We start from the raw sequence: 12268 nt of genomic DNA, 5'->3' as shown, positions 1-12268 counted from the left end.
TCCTAAGCGTTGGGGGGAGAAAATGAAAAAAACATTGCAAGATTGGATCAAAGCAAACCCGGAAAAGGGCGCGCGCCGTGGCCGTACTAATCAGTTCGAGACCTATAAAGACGAATTGAAAGTGCTGTTGGAACAGGGCTATTCGGTGCAAAAGATCGCGCAGTATCTGGAAGAGATCGAGAAGGTCAAATTCAAGAAAAAGGATGGTCAGAATGTGACGACGGCGTTGGCCGCTTACTTGCGAGAACTGGCCAAAACTCACGGCATTAAGCGTGCCGGGCGAAGTGCCAAGGTGTAATGTTACGTAATACCGCTTATTTGTTTGTGCGACAGGCGTTTTCTTTGTTATGATGAAACAGCTATCTTATTGATAGTGAATGTTTTATTCATATGGAGAGAACGCTATGTTAAGTAAAACAATCAAGTTGGCCGTGGGCTTTTGGGCCCTTTGTGGGGTAGCACTGGCGGCGCCGGTGAATGTCAATACCGCCACGTCGCAGGAGATTTCCGCAGCATTAAGCGGCATCGGTCCGGCCAAAGCGGAGGCAATTTCGCAATACTGTCAGGCCAATACCTGCTCCAAGCCGGAAGACCTGTTGAACGTAAAAGGCATCGGCGAAAAGACGTTGGAGAAAATCAAAGCCGATCTACGGTTTGATCAGGACAAAACCTGAATTGGAAACGAGTTAAATGTTGAATTTAGCGAAAGCCGGCCTGTTGAGTTTCACAGGCCTTTTTTATTTGTGGCTGGGCGTTGTTCCGTCGGCATGGGCGTTTGATTCAGCCAAGCCGATTGAGCCATCGCTAGTCCTGCTGAATACCTATTCAGGCCAAGAAGAGGTGCAGGGCTGGCTGCTGAGCGAAAAGCTTGACGGCGTGCGCGCTTATTGGGACGGCAAGCATCTGATGAGTCGTCAGGGAAAGCGTTTTGTGGTGCCTGACTGGTTTACCGAGAACTTTCCGCCGTTTGAATTGGATGGCGAATTGTGGATGGGACGCGGGCAGTTTGAAAATACCGTGTCGATTGTCAATCAGCAACAGCCGCACAATGGCTGGCAGCAGCTAAGCTATCAGATTTTTGAGGTGCCGAACCAGGCGGGCGGATTGTTAGAACGTCTTGGCGTGTTGAAAATGTATTTACAGGTTTTTCCGGCGCCTTATCTGCATATTATCGAGCAAACCGCCGTCAGCGGCCGCGATGAGGTGGCTAACCATTTAAAAGAGATGATTGCGCATGGCGGCGAAGGGCTGGTGCTGCGTGATCCAAACACTCCCTATTATGCCGGGCGTTCCGCCAAAGCTCTAAAGGTCAAAGAAAAGCAGGATGCCGAATGTATTGTGCAAGGCTATACTCAAGGCGAAGGCAAGTATCAGGGACAGGTGGGGGCTTTGCTGTGTGAAATCGTTGCGGGACAATTTCCTGCGCTCAGAGACTCACAAAGGGTTGTGAAGCTCGGCAGTGGCTTGAGCGATCAAGAGCGCCGGGAGCCGCCGCCAAAAGGCACGCTGGTGACTTTTCAGTATATGGGATTGACCAAGAACGGTTTGCCGCGTTTTCCGGTTTATTGGCGAATCAGATCGGACAAAAGTTGGTAGCAATAAAAAAGCCTTGCTGAAGGTTTCTCCAGCAAGGCTTTTTTGCTTTTGAACAGGCCGGGTATCAGGATTAATACCCGGCCTGTTGAGTTTTTTACAAAGCGTTTTAGCCTTTCATAAAGGCGTCGATGCGGTCCAGTGCATTGACCAGATTTTCCATGCTGGTGGCAAAAGAGATGCGCAGGTGTCTGTCGGCACCGAAACCGGAGCCGGGTACCGCAGCGACCAGTTTCTCTTCCAGCAGTGCGGTGGCGAAGTCGGTATCGCTGGCGAAGCCTTTCATCTGCATGGCTTCGGAGATGTCCATAAACGCATAGAAAGCGCCGGCGGCACGGATGCATTTGAAACCGGGAATCTGGTTGACGCGTTCCACCACGAACTCATGACGTTTTTTGAACTCCACCAGCATGGTCTGAATGCATTCCTGCGAGCCGTTTAGCGCTTCTACCGAGGCAGCCTGCGAAATCGAGCAGGGGTTGGAGGTGCTTTGCGACTGAACCTTGCGCATGCCGGCAATCACTTCCACCGGACCGCCGGCATAACCGATACGCCAGCCGGTCATCGAGTAGGCTTTGGATACGCCGTTCAGCACCACCGTGCGGTCGTATAGCTCCGGACACACTTCCAGAATATTGGTGAAAGGGGTGTCGGTCAGCAGAATGTGCTCGTACATGTCGTCAGAGGCGATGACGATTTGCGGATGCTGTTTCAACACCTCACCCAACGCCTGCAGTTCGTCGGCCGTGTACACCGCACCGGTCGGGTTGGATGGGCTGTTGATGACCACGATTTTGGTTTTCGGGGTGATTGCCGCCGCCAACTGCGCCGGAGTGATTTTGAAACCTTGCGCAATCCCCGCTTCGATAATCACCGGCTCGCCGCCGGCCAACAGGGCCATATCGGGATAGGATACCCAGTAAGGCGCGGGAATAATCACTTCGTCGCCATCGTTGAGCACGGCCTGACACAGGTTGAAGAAACTCTGCTTGCCGCCGGACGAGACCAGAATCTGGTTGGCGGCGTAATCGATGTTATTGTCGCGTTTGAACTTGGCGATAATCGCTTCTTTCAGCTCAGGCGTGCCGTCCACGGCAGTGTAGCGCGTTTGCCCGGATTGAATGGCTTTGATCCCCGCGGCTTTGATGTGCTCCGGCGTATCGAAGTCAGGTTCCCCGGCACCTAGGCTGATGATGTCTTTGCCGGCGCGTTTCAGCTCGGCGGCTTTGGCGGTAATAACTAGAGTCAGGGAAGGTTTTACTCGGTTGACGCGATCAGCTAGGGGTACCATGTAATGTTTCTCTCGAAAAAAGGTGAGCTATAATAGACAACGTTTTTTTCATGTGCAGCCGGTTTTGACCGTTTTGTGACGATTTGCGACCGATTGACGCGATAATTTTCATAAAGCTGTCATTTTACTGGATTTTAGGGTCGGATTTAAAGGGTTTATTGTGGCAAAAAGGTTTGAATTGGTGTCCCACTATCAGCCGTCCGGTGACCAGCCGACGGCGATTGCCGAATTGGTGGAAGGACTGGAGCACGGCGAGGCGTTTCAGACCCTGCTGGGCGTGACCGGTTCGGGCAAGACCTTTACGGTGGCCAACGTCATTCAGCAGGTGCAAAGACCCACGATTATCCTGGCCCACAACAAAACCCTGGCCGCCCAGCTTTACGGCGAGATGAAGGGCTTCTTCCCCAAAAACGCGGTGGAATATTTCGTCTCCTACTACGACTACTACCAGCCCGAAGCCTATGTTCCGGCTTCCGACACCTATATCGCCAAAGACTCCTCCGTCAACGAGCAGATCGAGCAGCTGCGTTTGTCGGCCACCAAAGCGCTGCTGGAGCGCGAGGACGTGATTCTGATCGCCACGGTTTCCGCCATTTACGGTCTGGGCGACCCGGAAATGTACCTCAAGATGATCCTGCAGGTGCGCCTGGGCGATCGCCTTTCGCAGCGCGATATTCTCGCGCGGCTGACCTCGATGCAATATAACCGCAACGATATCGAGCTGTGGCGCGGCACCTTCCGCGTGCGCGGCGATGTCATCGACATTTTCCCGGCGGAAGCCGAGGAAGTTGCGGTGCGTATCGAGCTGTTTGATGATGAGGTCGAGAGCATCGCCTGGTTCGATCCGTTGACTGGCGAGGTCGTCAGCCGGCCCACACGGGTGACGGTCTACCCCAAATCGCACTATGTGACGCCGCGCGAGCGCGTGCTGGAGACGGTCGAGAAGGTCAAGGTCGAACTCAAAGAGCGTTTGGAGCAGTTACGCTCCATGAGCAAACTGGTGGAGGCGCAGCGCTTGGAAGAACGCACCAAGCTCGACATCGAGATGATGCTGGAGCTGGGCTACTGCACCGGCATCGAAAACTACTCGCGTTATCTGTCGGGGCGTGATGCCGGTATGCCGCCGCCGACCCTGATGGACTATTTCCCTAAAAACTCGTTGCTGGTGGTGGACGAGAGCCATGTGACCATTCCGCAGGTGGGCGGCATGTACAAGGGCGACCGTTCGCGCAAGGAGAATCTGGTGACTTACGGTTTCCGTCTGCCCTCAGCGCTGGATAACCGTCCGTTGATGTTCGAGGAGTTTGAGCGTCTGATGCCGCAGACCATTCTGGTATCGGCCACGCCGGGCAAATACGAGGCGGAGCACTGCTCCAAGGTGGTCGAGCAGGTGGTGCGCCCGACCGGCCTGTTGGATCCGGAAATCGAAGTGCGTCCGGCATTGACGCAGGTGGACGACCTGTTGGGCGAAATCAAACAGCGCGTGGAGCTGAACCAGCGCATTCTGGTGACCACGCTCACCAAACGCATGGCGGAGAACCTCACCGAATATCTGGAAGACCATCAGGTGCGCGTGCGCTATCTGCACTCCGATATCGATACAGTGGAGCGTATCGAGATTATCCGCGATTTGCGTTTGGGCGAGTTCGACGTGCTGGTGGGCATCAACCTGTTGCGGGAAGGATTGGATATTCCCGAGGTGGCGCTGGTGGCGATTCTGGACGCCGACAAGGAAGGTTTTCTGCGTTCCGACCGCTCGTTGATTCAGACCATCGGCCGTGCGGCGCGTAACGTTAGCGGCAAGGCGATTCTGTATGCCGACAAAATCACGCGCTCGATGAGAACGGCGATTGACGAAACCGAACGCCGCCGCGCCAAACAGATCGCGCATAACGAGCGCATGGGCATCGTGCCGCAGGCGTTGAACAAGAAAATCAGCGATATCCTCGACGATTCGCCTTATGCGTCCAAGGCGGGACGCGGCGCGGCGGCGAAGAAGGCGGCGGAGAAAGAGGGCGGCTATCATCCCGAATTTGCGCACCTCACCCCGGCCGAACTGGCGGCACAGATCAAAAAGCTGGAAAAGGCCATGTACAAAGCGGCCAAGGAGTTGGATTTTGAGGAAGCGGCGGTGCTGCGCGACCAGCTCAAGCAGCTCAAAGGTAAAATGGTCGGTGTGGGCGATATGGGCGTTTAGAAGATCCTGCGGTTTTTCGGGGCTGAAAAAACTGAACAGGCCGGGTAGAGTGTGCTTTACCCGGCCTGTTCAGTTTTAAATCGGAAACATTTTCAGCGAGAAAGAAAACTCAGTATTCCAGATCGTCCTGTACACGGAAACCGCGTTGACCGCTAACCGAGATAATTTCCTCTTCGGCGATTTTGGGAAGCGGCAGTTTACTTTCCAGTTTGATTTTAAGACGCAGGTTGTTCATGGAGTCGGCATTGCGCAGCGCCTCTTCGTAGCTGATTTTGCCGGCTTCGTAGAGGTCGAACAGCGCCTTGTCGAAGGTCTGCATATATTGGTCTTCGGAATCTTCCATGAGCTTCTTGATGCCGGAAATATCGGCTTTGAAAATCAGATCCTGCATACGCGGGGTGTTGATCATGACCTCCACCGCGGCGACGCGTCCGCCGTCGAGGCTTGGGATCAGACGTTGCGAGACGATGCAGCGCAGGTTCAACGACAGATCCATCAATACGTGGTTACGCTGAATCGGCGGGAAGAAGTTGATGATACGGTCCAGCGCCTGGTTGGTGTTGTTGGCGTGCAGGGTGGACATACACAGGTGACCGGTTTCGGCGAAGGCCACGGCGTGATCCATGGTGTCGTCGGAGCGGATCTCCCCGATGAGGATGACGTCCGGCGCCTGACGCAAGGTGTTTTTCAGGGCCGAATCGTAGGAGTCGGTATCCACGCCGACCTCACGCTGGGTGACGATGCATTTTTTGTGGGAGTGCACGAATTCGATCGGGTCTTCGATGGTGATGATGTGACCGTCGGAGTGCTCGTTACGCAGGTCGACCAAGCTCGCCAGCGTCGTGGATTTACCCGAGCCGGTTCCCCCCACCACCAGAAACAGACCGCGCTTGCTCATCACCAACTCTTTGAGAACCGGCGGCAGATGCAGGCTGTCAAACGTCGGAATGTTGGTGATTACCGAGCGGATAACCATGCCCGGCGTGCCGCGCTGCATAAAGACGTTGACACGATAACGCGCCTTGCCGTGGATGTGATAGGCAAAGTTACATTCGTTGGTGTTCTGGAAAAGCGCCAGCTGTTCGGAGTTCATAATGGCGTAAGCCAATTCCTTGGTCATGGTCGGCGTCAGTTTCTCTTCGGTGATATTGACCAGCACCCCGTCCTTTTTCATGACCGCCGTGCGGCCGGCGGTGATGAAAAGGTCAGAAGCCCCTTGTTCCGCGAAATAGATGAGTAGTTTATGCAGGTCTTCTTTAATGGCGTCCGACATGGGAAATCTCCTCTGATATTGCCTTTATGGAATGAAACGGCAATTTCGTTTTTAACTCATGAAAGTGTCTTTGTTAACCGCCTTGGTTTGCGCGGTTTCCAGGGTGATTTTGCGTTCGTTGACCAGGCGTTTCAAATCCTGATCGAGTGTCTGCATACCCAGCTGGTTCGAGGTCTGAATCACCGAGTACATCTGCGCCACCTTGTCTTCACGAATCAGGTTTTTGATGGCCGCGGTGCCGATCATGATCTCGTGCGCGGCGATACGTCCGCCTTCGACGCGTTTCAACAGGGTCTGTGAAATAACCGCTTTCAGCGATTCGGAGAGCATGGCGCGCACCATCGCTTTCTCGTTGGCGGGGAAAACGTCGATGATACGGTCGATGGTCTTGGCCGCCGAGCTGGTGTGCAGGGTACCGAATACCAGGTGACCGGTTTCCGCCGCCGTCAGCGCCAGACGGATAGTTTCCAAATCACGCATCTCGCCGACGAGGATGATGTCGGGGTCTTCACGCAGTGCCGAGCGCAGGGCGTTGGAGAAACTGTGGGTATCGCGATGCACTTCACGCTGGTTTACCAGCGAGCGTTTGGATTGGTGCACGAATTCGATCGGGTCTTCAATGGTCAGAATATGGGCGTTCTTGCGCTCGTTCAGGTAGTTCACCATCGCCGCCAGCGTGGTGGATTTACCCGAACCGGTTGGCCCGGTGACCAGCACGATACCGCGCGGCGTGTCGGCAATGCTTTTGAAAATTTCCGGTGCCTTGAGGTCTTCCAACGTCAGGATTACGCTGGGAATGGTACGGAACACCGCACCCAAGCCGCGGCTTTGTCGAAAGACGTTGGTACGGAAGCGCGCGACATGAGGCAGTTCAAACGAGAAGTCGAGCTCATAGTGCTCTTCAAAATTCTTGCGCTGCTCGTCGTTCATGATGTCATAAATCATTTTCTGCGCCAGTTCGGGCTCCAGTGCGGCGGTGTCGAGACGTTTGACATCGCCGTCAATACGGATCATGGGGGGGAGACCGGCGGAAATATGGAGGTCGGATGCACCTTGTTTGGCGCTGAATTCTAAAAGCTGGGTAATATCCATGCGGGGTTCCTCAAACGACAAGGCTTAACTGAGTAAGATTCATTATAGTGAAGAATTTTTTCAAAAATAAACAATTCTTGCGAATTTATTGAGGTTTTGCCCGCGTGGGCCGAGAAGTGCGCGATGAACCGCGGACGAGCCGTGCTAAAGCCGGCTCCCGGATGGCGTCCCGCTAAAACGGTTGTTGGTCAGGCGGCGCTTGCCGGTACCAGCGTAGACGGCGGATTGCGGGCCAGAAGCGTGGTGAGCTCATTGACCGGCAGCGGTTTGCTGAACAGAAAACCTTGAAAGTGTGCGCACTGTAACTCTTTTAAGACCTCAAGCTGAATGGCGGTTTCCACCCCTTCGGCGACAACATTGACGTTGAGGGCTTTGGCGATGCTGATAATCGATTTGATAACGCGGCAAGACTTTTCGCAGCGTTGATTGAGCTTGCTGACAAAGCTTTGATCGATTTTGATTTCGTCGAACTCCAGTTCTGTCAGATAGGACAACGAAGAGTAGCCCGTGCCGAAGTCGTCAATTGAAACCTTGAAGCCGAGGGTTTTGATTTCCGCCAATCGCTGTTTGAAGGCGTCGATATCGTGGATAAAGGAGCTTTCTGTGACTTCAAGTTTGATGCGTTGTGCAACCCAGGGCGTCCGCTCGATCTCATTTTGGAGAAAGGTCACGAGATCGGCGGCCATAATGCATTTGGGACTGAAATTGACGGACAGGCTGCGGTACTGGGTGAGCAAACCGCCTTCGTCCAGGGCGTGCAGTTGCGCGACCGCCTGCTTGAAAACCCAGCGGTTGATGGTAATGATATCGTCGGTTTTTTCGGCCAAAGGAATGAACAGGCCGGGTGAAACCAGCTTGCCGTTATGTTTCCAGCGAATCAGGGCTTCGCCGCCGGTGACCCGGCCGCAGGCATCAAATTGCGGCTGGTGGTGCAGCTCGAATTCGTCCAGCTTCTGAATGGCGTGGTTGAGCGCAACCTCCAGTTTGTGGCTCTCATCGACCGCGCGTTGCAGTGCGCTGGAGTAGAATTCGTAGCACTCTTTTTTATCCCGCGACTTTTGCGAGGCGATCAGGGCATGATGCAGCATGGCCTCGGCATCCAGCGAGCTGGCATCGTAGGCGTCCGGAAAGGTGCAGATGCCGATTTCCGGATAGAGGTTGAAAAATTCGTCCTCTTCATCGATCGCCAAGGGGTAATGTCTGGTCAGTTCCACCACAGAGCGTGCGATCTGGGTGGCGGTTTTGAGTCCGGCTGTTCTGGGCACATTGAGTATGCAAATGCCAAACCCGGAGCCGGTGATCCGGCCGAGGAAATATTGGTAGCCGGCCAGTGTATGCTCAACATCATGTAGCACTTTCAGTATGACGGTGTCGACAAAGGCGTTGCCGTAATGCGCCTCCATTTTTTCCAGAAAGCCGAGACGCAGATAAAACAGCAGACCTTTCTGTCTGTTTTGCTGGTGGCTTTGGATGGTCTGGTCGAGTTTCCGGGTGAAATAGTCGCGATTGGCAATCCCGGTTTGCGAATCAAAACGCGCCAGAAAACGCAGTTTCTGTTCGTTGGCCTTGGCGGCGGAAATATCGATAAAAGAGGAGACATAGTGCGTGACTTGCCCTTCGTTATCGTGCAGCGTTGAGATTCTCATGTACTCGGTGAAATAGTGGCCGCTTTTGTGGCGGTTGGTGATTTCGCCGGCCCAGCAGCCGCTTGTCTGCAAGCTTTGCCACATGTTCTCATAGAAGGTCTGGTCGTGTGCGCCCGAACTTAAAATCCGCGGTGTCTGTCCCAGAACGTCGGCCTCGCTGTAGCCGGTGACCCGGGTAAAGGCTTCATTGACTTTGATGATGCGCAGGGCGGCATCGGTGATTAAAACGGGGTCGCCCGTTTCAACGACCTTGCTGGAAATCTTGAGTTCCTCTGCCAGTCGGGCTTGATCGGTGATGTTGACCCCGGTGGCGATCACGTACTCAATCTCGTCGTGCTCATCGGTAATCACCGTATTGTGCCACTTCACAAGCAGGGGGTTACCCTCTTTGGTTAGCCAATGATGCTCGACATTTTGCACGGTTCGTTTTTTGAGCAGGCTTTTAAACAGGCGTTCTACCTTGTCTTGCTCTTTTGCGGGGACGAAGTCGGACCAGTGGTATCGGCCCACGACCTCTTCCGGATCGTAATGTGTGAACGCCACGGCCGCGGCGTTCATGGCGCGGACGATACCGTCCTTGTCCAATACAATGACGAGACTGTCAACGGTGTGTAACACGGTTTCGACAAGTTGTGGGTTTTGACAGATCGATTGCAGCATAAGGGACTTAAGGACTCATTTACTGATTGGCACGATAGATAATTTTTGTGCGAAATCATACAAAAAGTGAATGCCGATAATGGTCAAAATAAACTGCGATTTATTACCAAAAGTTGCAAACGGGCGTCTGCTTCTGCTATTGGTGTTGGGGAAAGTGGATAAGGGCGCGAGGGAGGGTTGGCGGCGGGTGCGGGTCAGCTGCGGGCAATCCGGCTCACCAACAGGTAGCCTTCATTGCGGTAGGCTTTGATGATTAAGGATTGCTGGGTTTCATCCTTTATTTTTTTGCGCAGGCGGGAAATCAACGTGCTGATGACTTTCTCGTAGCTGTCGTAGGCTTCACGGTTGAGTTTCTGCGCAAGCCATTCGCTGGAAGCCGGTTTGCCGTTGTGCGACAACAACAGGTCAAGTAGTTTGAACTCGCTGGGGGTAAGGCGCACTTTAATCTGATGGTTAAAGTCCAAGCTCCATGATTGCGAATTCAATGTCCAAAGTGGTTCTTCTGTCTGTTCGGCCAGCAGCGGAGCGACTTGGCTTTGCTGCAGGCGTTGGTGCAGGCGGATCACCGACGCCTTGAGAAACGGCAGGTCAACCGGCTTTTCCAGATAAATATCCGCACCGCGTGTCAAGGCCTCCACCTTATCGCCGGAGGCGTCGGAACCGGAAAGCATGATAATGCCGATTTGCGAATCCGTGCGGAAGTGGCTAATCAGGTCGAGTCCGGAAGCGTCCGGCAGCGTGATGTCCAAAATGACGATGTCGGGTGCAAACTCTTCAAACAGGGCAATGGCCTGGCTGCCGAGGCTGGAAAAACGCGGCGTGAACTGCGGCGTTTTCTGGAAAAAAAGCTGCAATAAATGCTGGGTGTGGGCATCGTCCTCAACAATCAAAAGCTTAATGGTGTGGTGTTCGGTATTTAGAGGCATAAGTTTTTTACGTTGAAAGGACACGCGTTGCTGTAGCGTACCCGGTAGCATTTAAAAGCGTTGTGCGGATAGATGAATTGAGTTTGATTTTAACAGACGCCGGTTAACACGGAAATGCGCATAAATGAGGCGTCCCCTTAAAGCATTGCCGTAAGAGGGGACGTCAACGGGGCTTAGCTCTGTGAGGTGTTTTCTGCTTCCTGCTGGCGACGTTCGGCGTTTCTGCGTTCCGCGTTGCGGCGCTCGATAGCCTCCCAATCGATATTGTTACAGGCTTCGCAGGGCGCTTCCAGAACTTTAAGGGCGACCAGCAGCGAGTGGATTTTGCAGCCGACACAGAAGCCCAGCACGGTTTCCAGCCACATAAAGCCGAAGCAAATCCACACCAGATACAGCGGAATCCAATAAGGCATGTAGTTGTAAGTTGTTGGAATGGACGTAGCAAGCACGGCGTTCAACCAGTTGGCGAGGACTTCCGGATTGAAAAAAGCCAGACAGGCGATGATGAACGTCGATCCCAGCGTCCAGGCGAAACGTTTCGGCAACAAGGGTTTCCAAACGGCAGGGTGGCGTCTGGCGAGGAAGCTGGCAATCAAGATTGTCGGCGACAGGCGCGATGTCGCCACAAACATGCCGGCGAACATTTCAAACAGCGCATACCACAGCACCCAGGTCTGGATGGTATAGTCATAGGTGCGTCTGACCGCTTCAACCGAATAGATAATCTGGTCGTCCCAGTTCATCTCATAGGTATCCACGGCGGTGTTGCCGTCCACCACCCAGTTCGAACCGTAGACCACGTCAATCAGTGTATAAAGCATGTAGATGGGAATAAACAGCAGGAATCCGGCACGGATACGCACGGCGGTGTCGTTGATATATGGGGTCTGTTCCTTGGGATCGCGGAACCAGAGATTTTTAAAAGTGTCTTGAATGGCGTTGAACATGTAACATTCCCCCCGTTGGAATTGTGCTGTTCAAAGTATCATGGAATGGTTATATAAGAAAAATCCGATGTGTTTATATGCTTATAAAATCGCTTAGTGTAATAGTGGGTTTTTTTAAATCTTAACAAAACTTTATCATAGGCCACGCAAGAAAACGCGCACGAAAAAGAGGGTTGAGTTAAAACCCGATTTTATGGACGGTGGGTTCGATGCCTTGGGCTTTGTAGGCTTTATAGCGCTCGCGTCCCATTTGCACCAGATAGTCGGTTTGATCGAGGATTTCGATAGTGCGTTGGTAACGGCTGAATTCCTGCGGAAATTGCGGGTGCAGATTGACGAGCACATCCTCACAAGGTTTGGGAATATGCTCGCCGTAGAGTTGGATCGGGGCCGCCACTTGGCGCGCTACGCTATGCACAATAAAACTTTGCGGCTGGGTGTCCCACAAAGTCAGGTCATAGCGTTGCGCCTCGTGTTCGTTTTCAAAACGCACATCAGCCCGGCGTTGTTCGTTTTGAATTTTTTGCAGCAGTTTGCTCAGAAAACGTTCGCGCTTTTGCGGTTCGGTGCTGTTAAGCACATAAAAGAGCACGTCTTGCGACGCGGCTGTTTGCAGGGTTTGAACGTTTTCTGTCATTGCCGC

At 53.4% G+C, this 12268-nt stretch carries 11 protein-coding genes; 4 read left to right on the top strand and 7 right to left on the bottom strand.

Features of this window, described 5'->3' with window-relative positions:
• Nucleotides 1-22 precede the first annotated feature (22 nt).
• The 3 genes from HZ297_RS02865 (at nucleotide 23) to HZ297_RS02855 (ending at nucleotide 1596) form a co-directional block, all read left to right on the top strand.
• On the top strand, nucleotides 23-298 hold the full coding sequence (locus tag HZ297_RS02865) for a hypothetical protein (protein ID WP_178861460.1): 276 nt from the start codon (nucleotides 23-25) through the stop codon (nucleotides 296-298).
• 106 nt (nucleotides 299-404) lie between these two features.
• The gene (locus HZ297_RS02860) at nucleotides 405-674 is read left to right on the top strand and encodes a ComEA family DNA-binding protein (protein WP_178861459.1); all 270 of its coding nucleotides are present in this window, start codon (nucleotides 405-407) and stop codon (nucleotides 672-674) included.
• Between the two features lie 16 nt (nucleotides 675-690).
• Entirely contained in the window at nucleotides 691-1596 is a 906-nt protein-coding gene (locus HZ297_RS02855; protein ID WP_178861458.1) for a DNA ligase, read from the top strand.
• A gap of 106 nt (nucleotides 1597-1702) precedes the next feature.
• On the opposite strand, the gene HZ297_RS02850 is transcribed toward HZ297_RS02855, so the two are convergent.
• Entirely contained in the window at nucleotides 1703-2884 is a 1182-nt protein-coding gene (locus HZ297_RS02850; protein ID WP_178861457.1) for a pyridoxal phosphate-dependent aminotransferase, read from the bottom strand.
• A 160-nt stretch (nucleotides 2885-3044) separates the two neighbouring features.
• On the opposite strand from HZ297_RS02850, the gene uvrB reads away from it, so the two are divergent.
• The gene (gene uvrB, locus HZ297_RS02845) at nucleotides 3045-5081 is read left to right on the top strand and encodes an excinuclease ABC subunit UvrB (protein WP_178861456.1); all 2037 of its coding nucleotides are present in this window, start codon (nucleotides 3045-3047) and stop codon (nucleotides 5079-5081) included.
• A gap of 109 nt (nucleotides 5082-5190) precedes the next feature.
• Here uvrB and HZ297_RS02840 read toward each other — a convergent pair whose 3' ends face one another.
• The 6 genes from HZ297_RS02840 to HZ297_RS02815 form a co-directional block, all read right to left on the bottom strand.
• Nucleotides 5191-6354 carry a PilT/PilU family type 4a pilus ATPase gene (locus HZ297_RS02840; RefSeq protein WP_178861455.1) on the bottom strand — a complete coding sequence of 388 codons (1164 nt, stop codon included), beginning with the start codon at nucleotides 6352-6354 and terminating at the stop codon, nucleotides 5191-5193.
• Nucleotides 6355-6405: 51 nt separating this feature from the next.
• Nucleotides 6406-7446: a type IV pilus twitching motility protein PilT gene (locus tag HZ297_RS02835; protein WP_178861454.1), complete on the bottom strand. Its 1041-nt coding sequence runs from the start codon at nucleotides 7444-7446 to the stop codon at nucleotides 6406-6408.
• 188 nt (nucleotides 7447-7634) lie between these two features.
• Nucleotides 7635-9752 (bottom strand): sensor domain-containing protein, encoded by a 2118-nt coding sequence (locus HZ297_RS02830; protein ID WP_178861453.1) that lies wholly within the window; start codon nucleotides 9750-9752, stop codon nucleotides 7635-7637.
• A gap of 194 nt (nucleotides 9753-9946) precedes the next feature.
• Nucleotides 9947-10678, bottom strand: a complete 732-nt coding sequence (locus HZ297_RS02825) for a response regulator transcription factor (protein ID WP_178861452.1) — start codon at nucleotides 10676-10678, stop codon at nucleotides 9947-9949.
• Nucleotides 10679-10851: 173 nt separating this feature from the next.
• The gene (locus HZ297_RS02820; RefSeq protein ID WP_178861451.1) at nucleotides 10852-11625 is read right to left on the bottom strand and encodes a DUF4395 domain-containing protein; all 774 of its coding nucleotides are present in this window, start codon (nucleotides 11623-11625) and stop codon (nucleotides 10852-10854) included.
• 178 nt (nucleotides 11626-11803) lie between these two features.
• Nucleotides 11804-12262, bottom strand: coding sequence for a DNA polymerase III subunit chi (locus tag HZ297_RS02815; protein ID WP_178861450.1), 459 nt, complete (start codon nucleotides 12260-12262; stop codon nucleotides 11804-11806).
• Between the last annotated feature and the right edge of the window lie 6 nt (nucleotides 12263-12268).

The organism is Thiomicrorhabdus cannonii (assembly GCF_013391695.1).
In the GTDB taxonomy this organism is placed as follows: domain Bacteria; phylum Pseudomonadota; class Gammaproteobacteria; order Thiomicrospirales; family Thiomicrospiraceae; genus Thiomicrorhabdus; species Thiomicrorhabdus cannonii.
This window is presented reverse-complemented; position numbering and strand designations above follow the sequence as displayed.

What these genes read in the sequence shown, in the direction of transcription:
- HZ297_RS02865 (WP_178861460.1), top strand. Translation starts at nt 23, where the DNA reads ATGAAAAAAACATTGCAAGATTGGATCAAAGCAAACCCGGAAAAGGGC.
- HZ297_RS02860 (WP_178861459.1), top strand. Translation starts at nt 405, where the DNA reads ATGTTAAGTAAAACAATCAAGTTGGCCGTGGGCTTTTGGGCCCTTTGT.
- HZ297_RS02855 (WP_178861458.1), top strand. Translation starts at nt 691, where the DNA reads ATGTTGAATTTAGCGAAAGCCGGCCTGTTGAGTTTCACAGGCCTTTTT.
- HZ297_RS02850 (WP_178861457.1), bottom strand. Translation starts at nt 2,884, where the DNA reads ATGGTACCCCTAGCTGATCGCGTCAACCGAGTAAAACCTTCCCTGACT.
- HZ297_RS02840 (WP_178861455.1), bottom strand. Translation starts at nt 6,354, where the DNA reads ATGTCGGACGCCATTAAAGAAGACCTGCATAAACTACTCATCTATTTC.
- HZ297_RS02835 (WP_178861454.1), bottom strand. Translation starts at nt 7,446, where the DNA reads ATGGATATTACCCAGCTTTTAGAATTCAGCGCCAAACAAGGTGCATCC.
- HZ297_RS02830 (WP_178861453.1), bottom strand. Translation starts at nt 9,752, where the DNA reads ATGCTGCAATCGATCTGTCAAAACCCACAACTTGTCGAAACCGTGTTA.
- HZ297_RS02825 (WP_178861452.1), bottom strand. Translation starts at nt 10,678, where the DNA reads ATGCCTCTAAATACCGAACACCACACCATTAAGCTTTTGATTGTTGAG.
- HZ297_RS02820 (WP_178861451.1), bottom strand. Translation starts at nt 11,625, where the DNA reads ATGTTCAACGCCATTCAAGACACTTTTAAAAATCTCTGGTTCCGCGAT.
- HZ297_RS02815 (WP_178861450.1), bottom strand. Translation starts at nt 12,262, where the DNA reads ATGACAGAAAACGTTCAAACCCTGCAAACAGCCGCGTCGCAAGACGTG.